The sequence below is a fragment of the Rothia sp. HC945 genome, from assembly GCF_051370785.1.
In the GTDB taxonomy this organism is placed as follows: domain Bacteria; phylum Actinomycetota; class Actinomycetes; order Actinomycetales; family Micrococcaceae; genus Rothia.
Genome location: NZ_JBFCSN010000001.1, coordinates 450976 through 471812, shown reverse-complemented (window position 1 = coordinate 471812; position 20837 = coordinate 450976). Strand labels below are relative to the sequence as shown.

18 protein-coding genes are annotated in these 20837 nt (G+C 62.6%); 9 read left to right on the top strand and 9 right to left on the bottom strand.

All coding sequences use genetic code 11. From position 1 onward, the window contains the following. The first annotated feature begins 14 nt into the window (after window positions 1–14). Window positions 15–1613 carry an ABC-F family ATP-binding cassette domain-containing protein gene (locus AB0Y14_RS02005; protein WP_436587609.1) on the top strand — a complete coding sequence of 533 codons (1599 nt, stop codon included), beginning with the start codon at window positions 15–17 and terminating at the stop codon, window positions 1611–1613. Here AB0Y14_RS02005 and AB0Y14_RS02000 read toward each other — a convergent pair. The 3 genes from AB0Y14_RS02000 to AB0Y14_RS01990 are packed head-to-tail and all read right to left on the bottom strand — an operon-like array spanning window position 1600 to window position 3423. After that, window positions 1600–2604, bottom strand: coding sequence for an SURF1 family cytochrome oxidase biogenesis protein (locus tag AB0Y14_RS02000; RefSeq protein WP_436587608.1), 1005 nt, complete (start codon window positions 2602–2604; stop codon window positions 1600–1602). The genes AB0Y14_RS02005 and AB0Y14_RS02000 overlap by 14 nt on opposite strands. Window positions 2605–2641: 37 nt before the next feature. Beyond that, on the bottom strand, window positions 2642–2878 hold the full coding sequence (locus AB0Y14_RS01995) for an acetone carboxylase (protein ID WP_436587607.1): 237 nt from the start codon (window positions 2876–2878) through the stop codon (window positions 2642–2644). 41 nt (window positions 2879–2919) lie between these two features. Further along, the gene (locus AB0Y14_RS01990; RefSeq protein WP_436587606.1) at window positions 2920–3423 is read right to left on the bottom strand and encodes a DUF3099 domain-containing protein; all 504 of its coding nucleotides are present in this window, start codon (window positions 3421–3423) and stop codon (window positions 2920–2922) included. Between the two features lie 204 nt (window positions 3424–3627). Here AB0Y14_RS01990 and AB0Y14_RS01985 point away from each other — a divergent pair, with 204 nt between their 5' ends. Next, window positions 3628–4374, top strand: coding sequence for a beta-ketoacyl-ACP reductase (locus AB0Y14_RS01985; protein WP_436587605.1), 747 nt, complete (start codon window positions 3628–3630; stop codon window positions 4372–4374). Window positions 4375–4456: 82 nt separating this feature from the next. Continuing rightward, window positions 4457–5200, top strand: a complete 744-nt coding sequence (locus tag AB0Y14_RS01980) for an SDR family oxidoreductase (protein ID WP_436587604.1) — start codon at window positions 4457–4459, stop codon at window positions 5198–5200. An 87-nt stretch (window positions 5201–5287) separates the two neighbouring features. On the opposite strand, the gene serB is transcribed toward AB0Y14_RS01980, so the two are convergent. After that, the gene (gene serB / locus AB0Y14_RS01975; protein WP_436587603.1) at window positions 5288–6235 is read right to left on the bottom strand and encodes a phosphoserine phosphatase SerB; all 948 of its coding nucleotides are present in this window, start codon (window positions 6233–6235) and stop codon (window positions 5288–5290) included. 110 nt (window positions 6236–6345) lie between these two features. Between serB and AB0Y14_RS01970 the strand changes: the two genes are divergently transcribed. The 5 genes from AB0Y14_RS01970 to AB0Y14_RS01950 all read left to right on the top strand — a co-directional run bounded on the left by AB0Y14_RS01970 (window position 6346) and on the right by AB0Y14_RS01950 (window position 10455). Further along, window positions 6346–7140, top strand: coding sequence for an ABC transporter ATP-binding protein (locus AB0Y14_RS01970; protein ID WP_436587602.1), 795 nt, complete (start codon window positions 6346–6348; stop codon window positions 7138–7140). After that, on the top strand, window positions 7137–7919 hold the full coding sequence (locus AB0Y14_RS01965) for a sulfite exporter TauE/SafE family protein (RefSeq protein WP_436587601.1): 783 nt from the start codon (window positions 7137–7139) through the stop codon (window positions 7917–7919). The genes AB0Y14_RS01970 and AB0Y14_RS01965 overlap by 4 nt, the downstream gene beginning before the upstream one ends. 29 nt (window positions 7920–7948) lie before the next feature. Continuing rightward, window positions 7949–8848, top strand: a complete 900-nt coding sequence (locus AB0Y14_RS01960; protein WP_436587600.1) for a TrmH family RNA methyltransferase — start codon at window positions 7949–7951, stop codon at window positions 8846–8848. A 198-nt stretch (window positions 8849–9046) separates the two neighbouring features. Next, complete coding sequence (locus tag AB0Y14_RS01955; protein ID WP_436587599.1) at window positions 9047–9307, top strand: type B 50S ribosomal protein L31; 261 nt, start codon at window positions 9047–9049, stop codon at window positions 9305–9307. A gap of 122 nt (window positions 9308–9429) precedes the next feature. After that, window positions 9430–10455 (top strand): LCP family protein, encoded by a 1026-nt coding sequence (locus tag AB0Y14_RS01950; RefSeq protein WP_436587598.1) that lies wholly within the window; start codon window positions 9430–9432, stop codon window positions 10453–10455. Between the two features lie 10 nt (window positions 10456–10465). On the opposite strand, the gene AB0Y14_RS01945 is transcribed toward AB0Y14_RS01950, so the two are convergent. The 5 genes from AB0Y14_RS01945 to AB0Y14_RS01925 form a co-directional block, all read right to left on the bottom strand. Continuing rightward, window positions 10466–12157: an ABC1 kinase family protein gene (locus AB0Y14_RS01945; protein WP_436587597.1), complete on the bottom strand. Its 1692-nt coding sequence runs from the start codon at window positions 12155–12157 to the stop codon at window positions 10466–10468. Window positions 12158–12166: 9 nt separating this feature from the next. After that, window positions 12167–13597 (bottom strand): DUF308 domain-containing protein, encoded by a 1431-nt coding sequence (locus AB0Y14_RS01940; protein ID WP_436587596.1) that lies wholly within the window; start codon window positions 13595–13597, stop codon window positions 12167–12169. A gap of 157 nt (window positions 13598–13754) precedes the next feature. Further along, the gene (gene pepN / locus AB0Y14_RS01935) at window positions 13755–16346 is read right to left on the bottom strand and encodes an aminopeptidase N (protein WP_436587595.1); all 2592 of its coding nucleotides are present in this window, start codon (window positions 16344–16346) and stop codon (window positions 13755–13757) included. A gap of 112 nt (window positions 16347–16458) precedes the next feature. Then, window positions 16459–18630 carry an acyl-CoA dehydrogenase family protein gene (locus AB0Y14_RS01930; protein WP_436587594.1) on the bottom strand — a complete coding sequence of 724 codons (2172 nt, stop codon included), beginning with the start codon at window positions 18628–18630 and terminating at the stop codon, window positions 16459–16461. Window positions 18631–18691: 61 nt separating this feature from the next. Further along, window positions 18692–19393 carry a TetR/AcrR family transcriptional regulator gene (locus AB0Y14_RS01925; protein ID WP_436587593.1) on the bottom strand — a complete coding sequence of 234 codons (702 nt, stop codon included), beginning with the start codon at window positions 19391–19393 and terminating at the stop codon, window positions 18692–18694. Window positions 19394–19528: 135 nt separating this feature from the next. Between AB0Y14_RS01925 and AB0Y14_RS01920 the strand changes: the two genes are divergently transcribed. After that, window positions 19529–20833, top strand: coding sequence for an acetyl-CoA C-acetyltransferase (locus AB0Y14_RS01920; protein WP_436587592.1), 1305 nt, complete (start codon window positions 19529–19531; stop codon window positions 20831–20833). Window positions 20834–20837 lie beyond the last annotated feature (4 nt).

Genomic DNA, 20837 nt, shown 5'->3' with positions numbered 1-20837 from the left:
GCCCTTTCACTCCATTGATTACCGTTTCCAACCTCGAATTGCGCGTCGGCGCCCGTCTCCTCATGGACGAGGTGAACTTCCGGGTGAACAAGGGCGACAAGATCGGCCTCGTCGGGCGCAACGGTGCCGGCAAGACCACCATGACCAAGGTCTTGGCCGGTCAGGCGTTGCCGGCGGACGGTGAAGTCTCGAGAAGCGGAAGCATCGGGTATCTGCCGCAGGACCCCAAGGTCGAGGACATGGAGCAGACCGCACAGGACCGCATTTTCTCGGCGCGGGGACTGGCCGGTGTCGTCGGACGGATGCGCCGGGCCCAGGACCAAATGGCCTCGGAGGACCCGAAGATTCAGGCCAAGGGGATGAAATCCTATGACCGGCTCGAGGCCGAGTTCATCTCCGGCGGCGGTTACGCGGCGGAGTCGGAGGCCGCAACCATCACGCACAACCTCAACCTGCCCGACCGGCTCCTCCAACAACCCCTGCGGACGCTCTCGGGCGGGCAACGGCGACGCGTCGAGCTGGCCAGGATCCTCTTTTCGGATGCCGACACGATGCTCCTCGACGAACCGACGAACCACCTGGATGCCGACTCCGTCGAGTGGTTGCGTGAGTTCCTGAGGAACTACCAGGGCGGGCTCCTGGTCATCAGCCACGACGTCGAACTCATGGAACTCGTGGTCAACAAGGTCCTCTACCTGGACGCCATGCGATCGACCGTGGATGTCTACAACATGGACTGGAAGCACTACCAGCAGCAGCGCGAGCAGGACGAACACCGGCGCAAGCGCGAACGCGCGAACGCCGAGAAGAAGGCCGGTGCGCTCATGGAGCAGGCCAACAAGATGCGGGCCAAAGCGACCAAGGCCGTCGCCGCACAGCAGATGATCAAGCGCGCGGAGCGCCTGATGCGGGAAGTGGAGCCAGAACAGGCCCATGACAAGGTCGCGGCCATCCGGTTCCCGGCACCGACGTCCTGCGGCAAAACGCCGTTGCGCGCGAGCGGTCTGTCGAAGTCCTATGGATCCTTGGAGATTTTCAATGACGTGGACCTGGCCATCGACCGTGGTTCGAGAGTCGTGATTCTGGGGCTCAATGGCGCCGGAAAGACCACGTTGCTGCGAATGCTCGCGGGCGTGACGGAGCCCGATTCGGGCCAGGTCGAACCCGGCCACGGGCTCAAGCTCGGGTATTTTGCACAGGAGCACGACACCTTGGACGCGGACCGGACCGTGTTGGAAAACATGAGAACGGCCGCTCCGGATCTTCAGGACACCCAGGTCAGGACCATTTTGGGGTCCTTCCTCTTCCAAGGCGACGACGTCAGCAAGCCTGCAGGAGTGCTCTCCGGTGGCGAGAAGACTCGTCTGGCTCTGGCGACCCTGGTCGCTTCGAGTGCGAATGTTCTGTTGCTGGACGAGCCCACCAACAACTTGGATCCGGCGAGCCGCGCAGAGATCCTCAATGCGCTGAAGACCTACGAGGGCGCGATCGTGATGGTCTCCCACGATGAAGGCGCCGTGGAAGCACTGTCCCCGGAACGGGTCCTCATGCTTCCGGACGGAATCGAGGACCACTGGACCAAGGAGTACCAGGACCTGATCACCCTGGCGTAGGGCCTCGCCCGGAGTCTTCCGCGTGGGATCCACGCTCCCGCTCGAGCGCGTCCATGTAGGCGTCCTCGAGTTCTTCGTCGGTGACGTGCTTGCGCTGGCGCGGGGGCTTCGGCCGGACGATCGCCTTCATATGGGAGGGCATGTCGTCCATCATCTCTATTTGACGCAACACGATCGCCTCGTCGACGTCGCCAATATAGCGGCCCTGCTCGTCGTAGAACTGCCCGTAATACTGCTCGAGTTCCGCGGCCAACTGCGCATCGAGACGATCGTTGCGGACCTTCTGCCGCGCGCACCATCCGTAGGCCACATAGACCAGGATCGCGAACGCGTACCACTGCATGGAGTAGGACAGGTTCGGCCCCGCGTCCTGCTCCGGTTCGCCGAGAGCGCTGGGAGACGTCGGGGGAGCCGGATCTTCAGAGGCCACGATCCCATACCCTGACTCGGCCATCGGATAGGGGACGTCCTTCGCGAACTCCTTCAGATTGATCGAGGCGATCTGCCCCTCGGGAGCGTCCTTGCCGGTGTCGGCCTCGCCGGCCTGGAGCCGAGCCGTCAACCGGATCTCGCCCTCGGGCGGGGCAGGAACGTCGGACTTGGGCGCCGCGTTCGAATCTCCGGACCCCACCCAGCCGCGGTCGATGAGTACCGTCTGGCCGCTCGTGGTGGTGAAGGGGACCAGGACCTCGAAACCGACGCTGCCGTCATGCGGTCTGTTCCGGACCAGTTTTTGGTCCTCCGGGTGATAGCTGCCCTTCATGGACACCGGGGTCCACTGTTTGCTGGACCTGTAGTCGGAAAAATACTTACCGGCCTGGTCGAAGGACTCCGGTTCGGCGTTGTAGTTCTGACTGATGCGACTGTTTCGGTAGTCCAATGCTTCCTTGCGATCCATCTGCCAACCGGCCAGATAGACGCAGATCAGCGAGAACAGAATGCACAGGACGAATGCGCCGATCCACTTGCCGGACAGAAGGAATTTGTACACGAAAGGTCTTTCTCACGTTGGCTCCGAACGAGCCCGGTCAGTCGCGCGTCTCTTCGAAGGGCACGACGTCTTTCAGGAACCCGCGTGCCCTCAGGAAATCCGCCAGCCAATCCCGATGTTCCTGACACGCCAGCCATACTTTACGCCGTTCGGGTGTGTGGATCTTGGGATTGTTCCATTCGATGCGAAATGAGGCATCGTTCGTGCATCCCTTGCGCGAGCACGTGGGGTTGTCGGGTGCCGCGGATGTTCCCATCAGGTCATCGAGGTCCACTCAACGCTCCTTGTTCCTCACAGTCGTCATGTCGGTGACGGTCAGTTTTGGTGACCGTGGTGTCCGGTCCGAAACTCGCCCTCGATGATTTCGTCCTCGTACATGGGGGAGTCCCGCGATTCGGCGTCCGCATCGGGTGTCCGCGTGTCGTCCTTCGAATGGGTCTGATGTTCTGAACCCTGGGAGTCCTCATGGTCCGACGCGGTGGTTGAGCCCTGTTCTTCCTCATAGTCCTTGCCGGGGATCAGTTCCCGCGGTGTGGCCCCGGGGACGTAGGAAACGTCCTTGACCTCGGCGCGATCGTTTCCATTGGCCAGAACCACGGCCACCCAGGGGAGTACAGCAACGCCGACCACGGCAACCCAGCGGATCCAACCGTCGAAGACGACGGCAATGATCAGGCAGACGATGCGCAGGCCCATTTGCAGTGCGTACCGCTTCATGCGGTAATCGATGCCTTCGCTCTGCGGAGCCTGAGCTTCCGTAATGGTGTGGAGATCCTCGGTCTCTTCCTGAGGGACGTGCTGATGGCCACGTCGAGGCATAATGGGTCCCTCCTGAAACCGTCGATCGATCGGGTCGTTACAGTCGACCATTCTTCCACCCCGGTCAAGGTCGAGCGTGCCCGACAGGGGGCGTTCCCGGACAAACCGGATGTTCTTGGGGCCCACGGGGTCTCCGATAGGATGAACCACTGGGAAGACAAGGCCAGCTCCAGCTCCTTGGCTGGATCGATCCGGAAGGACACCATGACAGCAGAGAACACGACGGCGGGTTCCGGGGAAGAATTCGTGCCCAGGACCGTTCTGGTCACCGGCGGAAACCGGGGGATCGGGCGTAGCATCGCAGAGGCATACCGTGAGCAAGGTCACCGTGTCTGTGTCACATACCGGTCCGGGGAGGCTCCGGAAGGATTTTTTGCGGTCCAAGCCGATGTGACGGACTCCGACTCCGTAGATCGGGCTTTCACGCAGATCGAGGCCGAATATGGTCCGGTGGAGGTCTTGGTGGCCAACGCTGGGGTTACCCGAGACACCCTTCTGCTCCGCATGAAGGAAGAGGACTTCACCGACGTCGTCGACACGAACCTCACGGGTGCCTACCGTGTGGTCCAGCGTGCCGCCAAAGGGTTCCTGCGCAAGAAGTTCGGGCGCGTGGTTCTCATCTCTTCGATCGTCGGCCTGTACGGCTCCCCGGGCCAGATCAACTACGCCGCGTCCAAGGCCGGCCTCGTCGGCATCGCACGGTCGTTGAGCCGCGAACTCGGTTCCCGCAACATCACGGCCAATGTGGTGGCCCCAGGGTTCATCGACACGGACATGACGGCGGTTCTTCCCGAAGAAACTCAGGCCAAGTACCTGGACGCCATCCCCGCGCACCGCTTCGGCAGGCCCGAGGAGGTTGCTCGGGCGGTTCGTTGGGTCACGAGCGACGAGGCCGCCTACATTACCGGCGCCGTGATCCCTGTCGACGGTGGCGTCGGGATGGGTCACTGACCCGAAAGATTCACGGCGCCAACCGCGCCGGACAGCACGAGAATCCGCAACCGAACGCGTTGCGACGAGTCGAAAGGACATCATGGGCACGTTGGACAACAAGTCCGCCATCATTACAGGATCCTCCCGCGGAGTCGGTGCCGATACGGCAAAGATCCTCGCTGGTGAGGGCGCGGGCGTCGTCGTCAACTACCGGCAGAAGGCTCCCCGAGCGAACAAGGTAGTCAAAGAGATTGAGGAAGCGGGCGGCCGTGCGGTGGCCGTTGGGGCGGATATCACCCAGCACGCCGACGTACAGAACCTGGTCGATGCCGCGGTCGAGGCTTTCGGCGGTCTCGATATCCTGGTGCTCAACGCGTCTGGCGGAATGGAGACGGATCTGGGGGAGGACTACGCACTCCGGTTGAACCGCGATGCGCAGCTCGACCTGATGCGTACGGCCGCCGAGGCCATGAAGCCCGGTTCGCGCATCGTCTTCGTGACCTCGCACCAGGCCCACTTCATCAATGACGTCGAGACGATGCCCGAATACGAGGCCGTCGCTCGGTCCAAGAGAGCCGGTGAGGATGCCCTGACGGACGAAATCCCGGCCCTGACGGAGAAGGGCATCGAGTTCGTGGTGGTCTCGGGGGACATGATCGAGGGAACCGTGACGGCGACCCTGTTGAACCGTGCACGCCCCGGAACCCTCGACGAACGACGCAACGAGGCCGGCAAGCTCTACTCCGTGGAGGAGTTCGCCCAAGAAGTGGCCGCAATGGTGACGGCCGACGTCGACACGGGACACGTGGAACTCGTGGGTGGCGCACGAGGATTCGTGGACTGAACGGCTTACCCTTCCGGCACGACGAAAGGGCGGGCGACTGGGCTTTAACGGCCCGTTGCCCGCCCTTTCTTCGTGCCGGCGATTTGTCTATAGGTCCACGAAGTGCCGCACGGCATCGAGTCGAGGAATGTTGACTTGGGCGTCAGCTGTGCTGCGGAGGGCGTCCTTGGCATTGAAGGCGACGCCGAGACCAGCGGCGTCGAGCATCAAACGGTCATTGGCTCCATCCCCCACGGCGACAATTTTCTTGGGGCCGACGTCGTATTCCTTGGCCCACTGTCGCAGGGATGCCTGCTTCACGTGAGCATCGACGACCTGCCCGGTGACGCAACCGGTCAGCGTCCCGTCCGCGGTCTCGAGGCGGTTCGCGCGGGCGTATTCGAGGTCGAGCTGACGGGCGATGGGCTCGAGTATCTGGACGAAACCGCCGGAGACCACGCAGACCGGGAAGTCGCGCGCGTGGAAAGCATCGACCAGGTTCTTGGCTCCCGGGGTGAGAGTCAAGGTCCGGGATACTTCCTTCAGAACGGCCTCAGGCTGTCCCTCAAGGGTCGAAACGCGTTCCCGCAGGGACTGGGCGAAGTCCAACTCGCCTCGCATGGCTCGTTCCGTGACTTCTGCGACGTGTTGCCCGACCCCGGCGCGTTCGGCCAGCTCATCGATCGCTTCCTGGCACAACAGCGTGGAATCGGCGTCCAGCATCAGCATGAGCTTGTCGGCGCCGCGGAGGGCGGGGTCGACCACGTTGATGTCGTAACCGCTCACGGCTTGGTCCAAGGGATCCGGGCGCATCGTGCGCCGCAGGTCCGCAAGATCGTTCTTCCACGCGACATCCATCAGTACTGCGGTGTAGGCAGGTCCCGCGGCCTGCGGGATCCGCTTGCCGTCGGCTTCGACCTGCTGCACCGAGGCCGAAGTCAGGGACAGGGCGTTCAGAATCTTCGCGCCCGAACGCTCCACGAACGAGTACAGCGACCGATGGTCGTCTGCTTGGGGGGATGGTGCGAAGGCCACGACGCGGAAAGTTGTGCTCATGGTGTCCATCCTATGAACCCCTCGCGTCATAAGCCCAGGGCATCGGGTGACGCGCCGGTCGATGCGTCACAGCTGGCTCAAGGGCAGGTCCGTGGCTTAAGGTCGTGGGTATGAGTGCAGTTTTGGAGTTGGTCGACGTCTCCGTCGTCCGAGGCGGGCCGGACAACCGATTGATCGATGGGATCACCTGGACCGTCAATGAGGGCGAGCGCTGGGCTGTTCTCGGTCCGAACGGTGCCGGCAAGTCCACGTTGATGAGTGTCTGCGCCGCCCGGCTGCACCCGACCACGGGAATGGTGGACATCCTCGACGAAATCCTGGGGGCCGTCGACGTCTTCGAGCTACGGCCTCGCATCGGGCTGACATCGGGTGCCATCTCACAGCAGATTCCCCAGAGCGAGACGGTGCGCGACGTCGTCGTGACGGCGGCCTACGGCGTGACCGGTCGGTGGCGTGAAGGCTATGACCAGATGGATCACCAGCGGGCGTCTGAGCTTTTGAGCCAGTGGGGCGTCGAACACTTGAGTGACCGAACCTTCGGCTCGTTGTCCGATGGTGAGCGGAAACGTGTTCTGACCGCTCGGGCCCTCATGACCGACCCCGAACTGATGATCCTGGACGAGCCCGGGGCCGGGATGGACATTGCCGGCCGCGAGGACCTGGTCTCCCGTTTGACGGACCTGGCCAGAGATCCACAGGCGCCAACGACCATTCTGGTCACTCACCACATCGAGGAGCTCCCCGAAGGCCTGACGCACATGCTGTTGCTCAATCACGGCCGCATCGTGGCCAAGGGCCCCATTGATGAGGTCCTGACCAGTGAGAATCTCTCCACCGCATACGAAATGCCCCTGGAGCTCACCCAGATCGGTGGTCGCTACACGGCCTTTGCCGCGCATTCATGAGTCCTCTCGAAATAGGAATCATCCTGGTCGCCGGCCTGTGGGCGGGGGCCATCAACACCATCGTCGGGTCGGGCACACTGGTGACCTTCCCGGTTCTGGTTTCGATGGGTGTCCCGCCGGTCACGGCGACGATTTCCAACGCGATGGGCCTCATCGCCGGCAATTTCACGGGTGCCTGGGGCTATCGCAAGGAGTTGCAGGGCCTGGGCAGGACACTGTGGAAACTCATTCCCTGTTCCCTCGTTGGTGGGATCATCGGCGCTTACCTGCTCCTTCACCTGCCGGAGTCGGTTTTCGAAACCATCAGCCCCGTGCTCATCGGGGTCGCGCTGTTGTTCGTGATTTTCCAGCCCAAGCTGCAGGCCGCGGTACGCCGGCGTCAAGAACGTTCGGGTGTGCCCAACGACGACGACCAGAAGCAGCCGATCATCCTGTATGCCCTGGTGTTCTTCGCCGGAGTCTACGGCGGTTACTTCGTCGCGGCCCAGGGCGTCTTGCTGCTGGGGATCCTCGGCGTCTTCCTGATGGCCTCGTTGCAAGGGTCCAACGCGATCAAGACAGTTCTCGTGGCCGCGGTGAACCTCATCGCCGGCATCTCGTACCTGCTTTTCGCCTTCGACCGCATCGATTGGTGGGTGGTCCTGCTGATTGCCATCAGTTCGATGATCGGATCCCTGGCGGGCGCCAAGATCGGCCGGCGGATGAAGCCTGTGGCTCTTCGCATCGTGATCGTTGTTCTGGGTCTTGCCGCGATCGTCAAAATGGTGTTCTTCGACTGACGAAGAGTGCAAGTAATCTTGGATCCGTGATGAAGAACCCCCAGTACTCCCCGGCCGATCTGGCGCGCCGTCGGGAACACGTCAGCACCATTCCGAGCGTCGTCCGGATTTGGGCAGAGCAGCTGACCGCATCGAACGGCCGCTCGGACGATCCGGTCCTCCGAGACCTTCGCTTCTACCGCGGTCTGACGGACGTTCGGATGCGGACCTCGCGGGAATCCGAGTGGGGCGTCTACATCGCGGAGTCCTCCAAGGTGGTGCGCCGGGCGCTCGACGCCGGCCATGAACCGTTGTCCTTCTTGGCGTCCGACAAGTGGGCGGCCGATCTCGAGGACGTACTCCGCTCCCACCCTCGGGCGCCCGCCTACGTCGCCGACGACGAGGTGCTGGAAGAACTGACCGGCTTCCACCTGCATCGCGGAGCCCTGGCCGTCATGCGGCGTCCGGAGCCGAGGCCGCTCCAGGAAATCTTGGCCGGTGCGAGGCGCATTGCGGTCCTGGAGGACATCGTGGACCATACGAACGTGGGTGCCGTGTTCCGTTCCGCAGCGGCACTCGGTGTCGACGCGGTCCTCACCACTCCGCGGTGCGCGGATCCTCTGTATCGCCGTTCGATCCGGGTCTCGATGGGCACAGTCTTCCAGGTCCCGTGGACACGGTTGGGGGACTGGCCGGCCGATCTCCAGGAGCTTCGGAGCCTCGGCTTCACGACCGCGGCGTTGGCTCTGACTCCCGATTCGATCACGATCGGGGAGCTCGCACGTCAGAACCCCGAGAAGCTTGCCCTGATTCTCGGCACGGAAGGGGACGGTCTGTCCCGGACCACCATTGACGGAGCGGATGAGACGGTCATGATCCCCATGGGCCACGGCGTCGACTCCCTGAATGTGGCGGCGGCCTCGGCGGTCGCTTTCTACGCGACCCAGTAGATCGGCCGTTTCACCGGAGAGACGCGAGTTACACGGGCCTGGTCCTGGGGTTCCTTCTGCCCGAGGGTTCTCCGTGGTAGCGTAGTTTGGTCGTCGGTCCTCGGCGGCCGAGTCGCGACGTCGCAGTGATCGGCGTCCGATCTCATTGATCCCAAGACCCAGGGCCTGGCAAAATCCAGTCCACAGAAGAGGCACATTATGCAGACCGATATCCACCCGGACTATCATCCGGTTCTCTTCCGCGACCTCGCGTCCGGCAAGACCTTCCTGACCCGTTCGACCGCTACCAGTTCCAAGACGGAGACCTGGGAAGACGGGAACGAGTACCCGCTCATTGAGGTTGAGATCTCCTCCGAGTCGCACCCGTTCTACACGGGCAAGCAGCGCATCATGGACTCGGCCGGCCGTGTCGAGCGCTTCAACGCTCGCTTCAAGAACTTCGGCAAGACCGGCAAGTAAGGGTCTGCGCCACCGAGAGGTGCCGGGAATCATATTTGATTCCCGGCACCTTTTGCATGTGCTCGGGCTAAAATTCAGAGGAGCCCGAGACAGTATGCCCTACGATCCCACGGAGTCAGCCCATGTCGCTCTCGAACGACCTCATGGACCACGAGGAACAGCCCAGGCCGCGTCGCAGGAAGAAGCGCCGCAAAGGTCTGATCGCCATGGGGATCGCCGCGTCGTTGCTGCTCGTCGCCGTGATCGCGGTCGGCGCCTATTTCGCCAACCTTGCCCACAACTTCGATGCGGGCACACAGAAGTTCAGCAATGCCCTGCCCAACGACGACGATCGTCCGGCGGAGACCGGGGCCTACAACGTTCTGTTGCTCGGTAGCGACTCCCGCAAGGGCGAAAGCGATGAAGCTGATGTGTCCGGCGAGCGAGCCGATACCATCATGCTTCTCCACGTTCCTGAGGACGGGGGACAGGCTTACATCATCTCCATCATGAGGGACACCTGGGTCGACATCCCGGGTCATGGCCAGGCCAAGATCAACGCGGCGTTGGATCTCGGAGGCGTACCGCTCGAGGTCAGGACCATCGAGAACATGCTCGACACCCGCATCGACAATGTCGCAGGCATCAACTTCGAGGGTTTCAGGGATCTGACCAATGCGCTCGGAGGCGTGACGGTCGATGTTCCGGTCGGATTCACCAATGGTGACGGTGAGACCTTCGAACAGGGTCCCCAGAAGATGGATGGTGACCGCGCGCTCACCTTCGTCCGGGAGAGGTACAGCTTCACAGACGGTGACTACCAGCGCGTCAGGGACCAGCGAGCGTACATGCGCGGGGTCCTGAAAGAAATCGGTAGCCCCCAGACTCTCGCCAACCCGGCCAAGGTCAACGATCTGGTCAAGAAGTTCTCTCCGTTCATGCAGGTCGATGATTCATTGAACGCGACGCGTGCCGCCAAAATCGCCATGAAGATGGGGCCGGACGGCCTTCGCAACATGAAAATGATGACCCTCCCCAACTCGGGAACCGGATGGTCTCCCGACGGCCAATCGATCGTGAACCTCGACCAGGACTCGGTCGACAAGCTGGGCAAGGCCATGAAGGACGGCACCATGGAGGACTATTCCAAGAGCGCCGGTACGGACTGATCCAGTCGGGTCAACGGCTCCGCAGCCGACGCCGCCGCCCCGGTCTGCGGAGCCTCAGCCCGGCGGTGCTCAGCAGATACCCACCGAGCAGACCGGCACTTCCTGCACCTCCACCGATGAGGAGAGACTGCCAATGCCTGAACCGATCGGGCTGGTAGGAAATGACCTTGGCCGACCCATTGATCACGGCGGCCAGAACCGCGCCGGCCACGAGCCTATTGCCCACGACCTCGACCCGGTCGATGAGTTCTTCGAGCTCGTCGGCGCGCAAATGCACGTCGAAGCCGCCGTTTTCGATCACGCCCATGATTTTCCGGAAGGAACTGGGCACCTCGACGCCGAACTCCACGGCTTCCCTGGTCAAGGATGATAGGCGCTTCGCCAGGGCATCGAGGGATATCCTGCTCGTCACGAACGCAGACGCGTAGGGGGAGAGCACGGCGATGAAATCGAACTCAGGGTCGATCAATTCGCCGAGTGACTCAGCGGTGGCGATCATGCGGATCAGAAGCGCGGCCTCCGGGGGAAGACTGAGCTGATGGCGGTGCAGCATCGCCATGACGTCCGCGAGCACCTTGCCGATATTGAGATCATCGAGGCTCTGCCCCGAGTAGTGGCTCAGGAGCCGCGCCATTTCCGGCTCGATTTCCTGAGGAGTGACGTTCCGGCCGTGGGAATTCGTCAACCGGACCACGGCCCTGCTGCACTGGCGCGCATTCTCGGTCGTCAGCCCGATGAAGAGGGGGAGCATGTTGTCCCGGAACTCGTCGTCCAGCTCGCCGCACATTCCGAAATCGATGAGATTGATCGTCCCATCGGGTCGCACGAAAAGGTTTCCGGGATGAGGATCCGCGTGGAACAAGCCGAATTCGAAGACCATTCTGCACATCGCGCCCGTTGCATTCACCGCGAGCCGGTGTCGGTCGATCCCGTTGGCCTCCAACTGTTCGATATCACTGATCTTGATACCGCTGACCCGCTCTTGGGTCAGGATGCTCGAGGTCGTGGCTTCCCAGAAGATCGCGGGAATGTGCAGCTCGGGGTCGTCGTCGAAATAGGTTGCGAAACGGTCGCAGTAGTTCGCCTCGACCGTGTAGTCGAGTTCCTCCCTCAGAGTACGGGCGAATTGTCGGCTCAGTTCGACGACGTCGTACTGCTTGGCGATCGGTACGTAGCGGCTCAACAACGCAGCGATATCCGCGATGATGTCGAGATCCTGCTGGACGTCCTCCAGGACCCCCGGCTTCCGAAACTTGATCACGACCTGCTGCCCGCGCAGAACACCCGCGTGGACCTGGCCGATTGACCCGGTGGCCAGTGGCTCCTCTTCGATAGAGGTGAATTGTTCGAGCATGGCCTCTTCCGGCTGGCCCGAAAGGGCATCGACCAGTTCGGCGAACGGTATCCGGGAAGAGTCGTCCTGCAACCTGGCCAGCTCACGTGTGTATGCCGGCGGCAGGAGGTCGTGACGCGTCGAGACCAGCTGGCCGACCTTGATGAAGGTCGGCCCCAACTCCTCAAGAGCCATGCGAAGGTGCTCGGGCTGGGTGTGGCGGGCCTGCGGATCCAACCTCCGGACGCGGCGCAACGAACCCGCCAATGGACCGCCCAGCCCCTGGACGAGGAAGCCCAATCCGTGTTTGACGAAGACCTCGCCGATCTGCATCAACCGATCGGCGCGGGTCCTTGCCCGTTCAAGCATGAAAGTCCGTCAGTCCCTGGGTTCGCGATGCGTCGCGTGGTACTGGTCCTGGCCCACGGTTTCGTAACCGTCGGCCTCCTCGAAGGCGTCATAGCCCTCGTCGTATGCCTCTGTCTCCGGCTCGTCGACGTCGAATTCTTCGACCTCGTCATCCGGGAAGCTCTCGGCATCCTCGGCCAAGTACTCCTCGTCGTCGTCGAAGGAACCGTACTCGTCGATCGAAGGATCTTCAGACACGTCGTCGGTCACGTCCTGCTCGGCGGGGTCCAATTCGTCGTCGACGTCGTCCTCCGGCTCGTCATAGGTGAAGTCCTCGTCCAGCCGTGCAGGCGTGCGCAAGCGACCGAAATACAGTCCCGCCAGGCCGAGCACCGCTCCGACGATGATCGCCACGATGCCGAGGCCCGGTTTGAAGAAGACGCATACGATGCCCAGTACCAGAATCAGGGCACCAAGAATTCCGAGGCCGAGCATCGCCCGGGAGTCATTGCCCGACGAGCTACCCGGACGGCGCATGGCGGTACTGCCGTGCGTGGAGGGATACGCCCGGTAGGGTTCCTCGCCGGGTCTCGGCGGTCGCCGCAGATCCGGGTCCTCTTCTGCATCCGACGGAACGAAGGCAGGATCCAATTCGTAGTAATCCTGCCTGGGTTTGAGCTGGGGCAGAGAGTTCGGCAGATCCAGGTACCAGGACCGGGGGAGATCCTCCGCCCGAACAGCCTGGACGGTCAGGGAAAGCTCGAAGGAACTGCCTCGGATCGTTCCCCATACGGCCGTGAGCTTGTTGTTCTCGAAGGCGTACCGCACCACTGGGGCCAGTTGCTCGGACATTTGCGTGCTGAGACGGCCGACGACCCTGCGATCGTGCAGAACGTCCACGGTGTCCACCTCGCTGCCATCGGCGAGCTTGTGCCGGTTGGCTTCGAGCGTCAGAATCACTCGTCCCTCACCGGAGACCGGCAGGACGTCGTGGAGGTATTCGGCGTGATCGTTTTCGTTCAGGACCTTGACGCTCGGACCTTGGGGGAGCAAGGCGGCCCGAGTGGGCGACGTGTTGATGGGGAACAGGAGCTCGGGTCGGGACACTGAAAGAACGGCCTTGGTCTCGAGGCGAACTTGCCCCTTGTCCCGACGGAGGGTGGCCCAGTAGCGGATCGGTGCCACCGGCACATATCCGGATACGACGATGCGTGCCAGAGGCTTCCAGTATCGCTCCGAGTCCTCCTGGGTCATCCGGGCCACCTTGTGACCGTTCACCCAGATCGCGATGCTGTCCGGGGAATGGGGGTTATCGGGTTCGGGCACCAGATGGGCCACCGAATCCACGACCTGCTCCCGGTCAAGGCGATAATTCTCGAACAAGCGCAGAATCTCGGCGTCGTAATAGTCCTCTGTGACAAGCTCCAGGGATCCACGATCATTGAGCGCGTATTCTGTCACGGCGAAACTCCTCCAACGTCCCTTGATGCTCGAAGCAACTTGTACAAGAATCTCACAGTTTCCCACCGTGGCACCGGTATTGTCCCTTGAGAAGCGCATGTCGTGTTGCTCTTGACACGAGACTTCCATATCGGGGTCGCTGTGCTGGGACTTGGGCTCATTCCCAGGTCGATCGAATGCTGGCGGCCCGTCGGGCATCTTCGAGCCTCTCGGTCAGCTCCCGTCGCAGTGCCCGAGGGGCGTCGCCGTGTTCCGCGAGCCAGGTCTCGGCACACGCCACGGCGTCGACGTCCTCATCCGGTCCGGGGAACAGGCCGTTGACGATCCGTGTGGCCATGCCGATCGAGTGTTTCTGCCACACATCCTCCAGGCGGGCGAAGTAATCCTCGGCCAGACCCGTGCGGAGCGAGGACGGCCCGATGCGGAATCCGCTGGCGGCGGCCGAAAGGAGGTCATTGGACAGATCGTCTTCGAAAATGCTGCACCAGGCGCGCCGCTTGTCCTCAGATCGGGGCAGAGCAGCCCGGGATCTGGCGGCCCCGAGGGCAGCATGCTGGCTCGGCCTGGACCCCAGAGAGGCTTCGATGTCTTCTCGTGTCAGGGCACCGTGCGCCGCGAGGGCGGTCCTGGCCGACCACACCAGTTCCTCGCTCAGGCTCAGTCCGTTCCACCGAGGCAGCTCAGGATTCTTCTCGGCGAAATCCACCAGTTCCTGTGCGAACCGCTGCAGCTGAACATCCTGCCGAGCCAGGATGAGTGCGTGGCGGGCAAGGATGCTCTGCCTGTCGCTCTCCTCCTCACAGAGAGGCAATTGCTCGGCGACCGCTGCTGCGAAGTTGCTCAGTGGTTCGTGCCTCGCTTGGGGGGACATGTACACCAGGAGCGCCGTTTCGGCATGTATGAGCATCGTGTCGAGCAGCGTTGCGGACTGTTCGGCGCCCAATCCCTTCTCGACATGGGCCGTGTAGTCGCGCGGGTTGAGGCCGCCGCCTCTGACCATGGTCCACAGGGCACTGCCGAGTACGGCACGATCGATGGGGGCGTCGAGCGTGTGTCCGTGGAGGAGAGCCGTCCGGAGCTCAGACTGGCCGAACGAGGTCAGCGCATACGTCACGTCGTCCCGGTTGACCAGCGTGATTCCCGAGCCTTGCTCGACGGACAGAGCCTCATCGGTCTGGGTCGACATTCCCTCGGGGCCTGAGGGGATCTCGATGGACTGTTCGACGGTTTCGCGCAGGGCGCCGTCCTCGAGTCGGAAGGAAGCAACGTTGACCACGTGGGGGCGGCCGAGAGATTCCGAGACAGACCCAGGGAGCCGCTGCTCCAGGACGTTTCGCTGCGGGTCGTACATCAGGGTGGAGACGCCGTCGTTCTCCAGCCACGCCCGGGACCATTCACGCAGATCGCGTCCGCACGAGTCCTCGAGGACGTCCAGAAAGTCGGAGAGCTCGGCCGTCCCGAACTCGTGGCGGGAGAAATATGTGCGGGCGGCGTCCACGAATCGGTCGAAACCGACGAATGCGACCAGCTGCTTGAGAACGGCCGCGCCTTTGGCGTACGTGATTCCGTCGAAATTCTGTTTCGCCGCCTCGACATCGGGAATGTCGGCAACCACGGGGTGAGTCGTCGAATAGAGGTCCTGAGTGTAGGCCCAGCCCTTCCTGCGGTTCGCGAAAGTGACCCAGGATTCCTCGAAACCGCAAGCCCTTTCGGCGGCGAGCGCCCCCATGAACTCGGCAAAGGACTCTTTGAGCCACAAGTCAGACCACCACCGCATGGTCACGAGGTCGCCGAACCACATGTGCGACATCTCGTGCATGATCACGTTGGCACGCCCCTCGCGTTGGGCCAAGGTCGATCCTCCCGGGAACAGGTAGGACTCGGTGAAGGTCACGAGTCCCGGGTTCTCCATGGCGCCGAGGTTGTATTCAGGGACGAACGCCTGATCGTACTTTCCCCATGGGTAGGGGTAGTCGAAGAGTTCCTGGAAGAAGTCGAGCCCCTTCGAGACCAGGTCGAAGATCGCATCGGATTCCATATGAACGGCCATCGATTCGCGGCAGTACAGGGACATCGTGGTCTGCTGAAAGCGGTCGTTGTCGGGTCGGTAGACGGCGCTGACCGTGTGGTACTGGCCCGCGAGGAGCGTGGTGATGTAGGTCGACATCCGCAGGGTCGGGGCGAAGACCCGTTTGCTGACGCCCGGCGTTGCCGGGTCCTCATGCGTTGAGGCGATCTCGGTATTCGACGCGACGGTCCAGTCCTCGGGCGCCGTGATCGAAAAACGGAACACCGCCTTGAGGTCGGGTTGCTCGAAGGCGGGAAACACTCTTCGACAGTCGCTCGGTTCATACTGCGTGTAGAGGTAGGTGCGCCCGTCCTCGGGATCGATGAACCGGTGCAGGCCTTCCCCGGATCGGGAATACAGGGAACGCCCACGAATGGTCAGGGTATTCGTCGGCGCCAACCCGGGAAGCCGGATCCTGCTGCCTTCCACGACGTCAGACACGCGCAATCTCCGCCCATTGAGCTCAATGGAGTCGACGCTGTGATGGATGTACTCGATGAACGTTTCCGCTTCCGCCGATCCTTCCGTCTCGGCACGGAAGGTGACGGTCGTCGTCGTCGGAAAGGCCTGCATCGACGGATCTGCGGCGTGGGTGAGGTCGACGTCGACGTCGTACTGGTCGACCTCGAGGAGATCGGTACGGGAGCGGGCTTCTTCGGCAGTCAGGTTGTCGTTGCGCACCATCAAAGTATAGGTGGGAAAAGTGTTCTGGGTCATTCGGCCGGATACCAGAGACACGAAAGCGGGCCGCCTGTGCAGAGACGGCCCGCTTCGTGGTGGATCAGGGATGCTTTCAGCGCCTCTTCCGCGCCGTCCCCTTGTGTGATTTGCTTCGGTTCATCTTCTTCAGTGTCTTCTCATCGACCGGAGCATCCGAGGACGCCCTCAGCTTTCTGAAGTACTCTTCGGCATCGGCCTGGCGCACGGCCTCGATACCGCTCGAGATCTCCGCACGAAGGTGGGCCTGCTTGAAGCCGAAGGCCTCCACGAGCTGCAACGAATACGGCTCGATCTTGTCCAACAACCTGTTGATGTACTCACCGAGAACACGGCCTCGTTGCGTCGAAACCAGCCCATAGGAGATGTACCAGCCCAGATTCTGCTCGATCAGAGTCAGACCGAACAGGTCTCGCAGAGACGTCATCACCTCCGCGGTCTTGCCTTCCATCGTGCCCACCGCTTCGGTCATGGCCTCCCATTGCAATAGCTCAGCGTGGGAACGCGCTGCGTCGATGAGCTTGACCTGCTGGGAGTTGAAGAGCTTGGTTGCGTCCTCGGGACGCATCTTCTTCGCGGGGCGCAGGGCATCGGCTGCTTCCGAGATCAGGGTGTGCACCCGGTCGCCCAGGAGATCCCGCTGAGTTTTCGGATCCTTGAGAGCCTGAGCCGATTTCTTGCTTCCTCCGGTGTCCTGGATGACCTGTGCGGCCCGGCGGAGCCCGGTCCTATTGACCGCCAGATCTTCGGCCCGCGAGGACACATATTTCGTGATCGTCCCGAAGTCGAGGCCCGCGAACTCCTTGGAATAGTCTCCGAGCAGGCGCTTGGCCACCAGTTGCAGAAGAATGTGGTTGTCGCCCTCGAACGTAGCGTAGACATCGAGATCCTGGTACAGGGACGTGAACCGGTTCTTCGTCAGGTAGCCCGATCCGCCACACGCTTCACGGCACACTTGGAGGGTCTCCAGCGCATTCCACGTGGACATGGGCTTGAGGGCGGCCGCAAGGGTCTCGAGCTCGGCCCGATTCTCCGGCGTGTCCTCCCGGCCGGAGAAAACGCCGTCGAACGTTTCGAGCAGATCGTGGTGAGCGAAGGCTTGCGCGTACGTCCGGGCCAACAGCGGCAGGAGCCGGCGTCGATGGAGCTGATAGCTCATCAGGGTGGCCTCGCTGTCTCCGCCCGAAGAGAACTGGCGCCGCTCATACGCGTACCTGATCGCAATGCTCAGCCCGATCTTGGCGGCATTGACTGACGATCCGTCCAAGGAAACACGCCCCTGCACCAGGGTCCCCAGGGTCGTGAAGAACCTGCGGCCGGGGGAGTCGATGGGAGAGGTGTAGGTCCCGTCCTCAGAGACCTGTCCGTACCGGTTCAAGAGGTTGAATCGCGGAATCCGAACATGGTCGAAAGCAAGGCGGCCGTTATCGATACCGTTCAGGCCGCCCTTGCGGCCGTCGTCCTCGGAACTGACCCCGGGGAGGTTGACCCCCTCTTCGTCGCGAATCGGTACGTAGAAGGCGTGCACGCCGTGATTCACGCCGCGGGTGATGAGCTGCGCAAAGACGACTGCCGCGACGCCGTCCTGGGCGGCATTGCCCAGATAGTCCTTCCACGCCGCCTTGAACGGAGTATGGATCACGAATTCGTCCGTGTCCGGGTCGAAGGTCGCGGTGGTTCCGACCGACGCGACGTCGGAGCCATGACCGATCTCCGTCATAGCGAAGGCACCCGGCGTTTTCAGCGACATGATGTCGGGCAACCACGCCCGATGGTGCTCCTCGGACCCCAGCTGATGCACCGCGGCGCCGAACAGGCCCCACTGCACTCCGGCCTTGATCTGCAACGAGGGATCCGCGGCCACGAGCTCTTCGAATCCGGCAATGTTTCCGCCTGGGTTTTCCTGGCCACCCACATACTTGGGGTATGCGCGGTGCACGGCTCCCTGGTCGACCAGGATTTTGAGTTGCTCCAGAACGCGTTTCCTCTGGTCCTGGTACGAAGCAGTCTCGGCCTTGTGCAGGGCAGGGTCCTCAATCAAGTCCCATGTGGTCTGGCGGATCTCCTGCCACTTGCCCATGAGCTCCTCATGGATTGCCCCAACGTCAATACGTTCCGTGCCGTGAGGATCCTGAATCGGGCTGATCTCCTCGACCGGTCCCTGGGACGACGGCTCCGGGGAGCCCCTGCGCCGAGGCGCTGATTCGGTCTCCTGCGCCGTTGGCGCAACGTTGTCATTGAGCGGCATGGTTCCTCCTGTGGTCGAAATTCTGAAGTGTCTTGGTTCGTGTTGGTTCGATGGCCGCGGGTCACGGGCCGTACTGGAGCGGCATAAGTATCCATTGGGTCAGGCGGGCCACCACGACTTCTCGCGGGGGACCTTCTCCCTGCGCATTCGCGCGGCTCCACTTCTCCGTAACGGAGTTGACCATCCCGACGACGGCCCTGGCCCAGTAGTCCAGCATGAGCTCGTCCTCCATCGGCGCTGCTTCCGAACCGTGAGGGACCGACCGCAGAGAAGAGATGAGGAGGGCCGCGATGTGGTCGGCGAAGTGCCCCAGCGAGGCCGTCGGAGCGTCGTCGCTCGTGGTCCTCGACCATCCGAGTCCCGCTTGAGTCGTCACGAATTCATGGATCGCCGGAGAGCGCTGGACCATCGTCAGATACACATCGATCATTCGTTCGACGACGTCCTGCGGCGTCGAACCGCTCTTGGCCGCTTGTGCGATCTTCGGTTCGATGCCGGCCAGCAGGAACTCTCCCAGAGCCTGGCTCAGGCCGGCCTTGTCGGTGAAATACCTGTAGAAGACGGATTTGGAGGTTCCGGAATGCTGTGCGATCTCTTCCATCGAAGCTTGCGGTCCGAGCTTGTGGATGGCCTTCCGCGCCTCGCGCAGGAGTTGGCGACGACGTACCCGGCGGTGCGAGTCCCATCGCGCAACTCGTCCATCCCGGTTGCTTGCCAGAGATGGTGACCTTTCACGGTCATCGATGTCCTGTTCGGTGTTCACGATACGCAGAGTATCAGGTACTCTTGTCTTTTGTAACCCCAATCACAAGGGCTGCATGCGTTCGGTCAAGACCTGCGGGAAACAAGGGCAGGAACCCCGAACCGCGGCACGCCTCAACACAGATCCGGAGGATCCATGTCCCAGGCCTACGTACTCGGCGGCAACCGAATTCCATTCGCACGCTCCAATGGGGCCTATGCGTCCTCGAGCAATCTCGAGATGCTGACCACCGCCTTCGATGGACTGGCTGCCCGCTACGGGCTGGCCGGGCAACCCTTGGGCGAAGTGGCCGCCGGGGCCGTTCTCAAGCACTCGAAGGATTTCAACCTGACGCGTGAGGCAGTGCTGGGTTCGGCCTTTGAATCCTCGACACCCGCATACGACGTCCAGCAGGCCTGCGCGACCGGGCTCGAAACGGTCTGGGGGCTGACCAACAAGATCAGACTCGGCCAGATGGACTCGGCCGTTGCCGGCGGCGTCGACTCCGCCTCGGATGCACCGATCGTGGTCTCCGAAGGTCTCCGCCGCACCCTTCTCGAGCTCGCCCGGGCCAAAACGCTCAAGCAGCGCCTGGCCGCGGTCTCGAAGCTGCGCCCGGCGGACATCAAGCCGGCAGCACCGACCACCGGCGAGCCCCGCACCGGATTGTCGATGGGGGAGCACCAGGCCATCACCACGGCGGCATGGGAGATCTCCCGAGAGGATCAGGACGAGTTGGCCTTGGCCAGCCACAAGAATCTCGCGGCGGCCTACGAGCGGGGATTCTTCGACGACCTGTTGACGGGATTCCGGGGGCTGGGCAAGGACAACAACCTGCGCGCCGACTCGACACTCGAAAAACTGGGCGGGCTGAATCCTGTCTTCGGCCGGAATCTCCCCGAAGAAGCAACGATGACGGCGGGCAACTCGACGCCGCTGACCGACGGCGCGTCTGCCGTCCTCCTGGGCAACCGTGAGTGGGCGGATGACCACCAGCTCACTCCGCTCGCCCGCGTGGTCGATGCGCAGACTGCCGCGGTCGACTTCGTCCAGGGTGAAGACGGCCTGTTGATGGCTCCCGCCTATGCCGTCCCGCGTTTGCTTGAGCGAAACAACCTCGAGTTGAAGGACTTCGACTACTACGAAATCCACGAGGCGTTCGCATCGACTGTCTTGTGCCATCTCAAGGCGTGGGAGTCGGAAGAATTCGCTCGCGAGAAGCTGGGCCGACAGGCCGCGGTCGGAAGCATCGATCGGAGCAAACTGAACGTCAACGGCTCCTCTCTGGCGGCCGGACATCCCTTCGCCGCCACGGGCGGACGGATTGTGGCCACGCTCGCCAAGCAATTGCACGAATCGGCTCAGGAAACGGGCAAGGCCCAGCGTGGACTGATTTCGGTCTGTGCCGCGGGCGGCCTCGGGGTGACGATGATTCTCGAAGCAGACCAGCCCAGCCGGTAGAAGA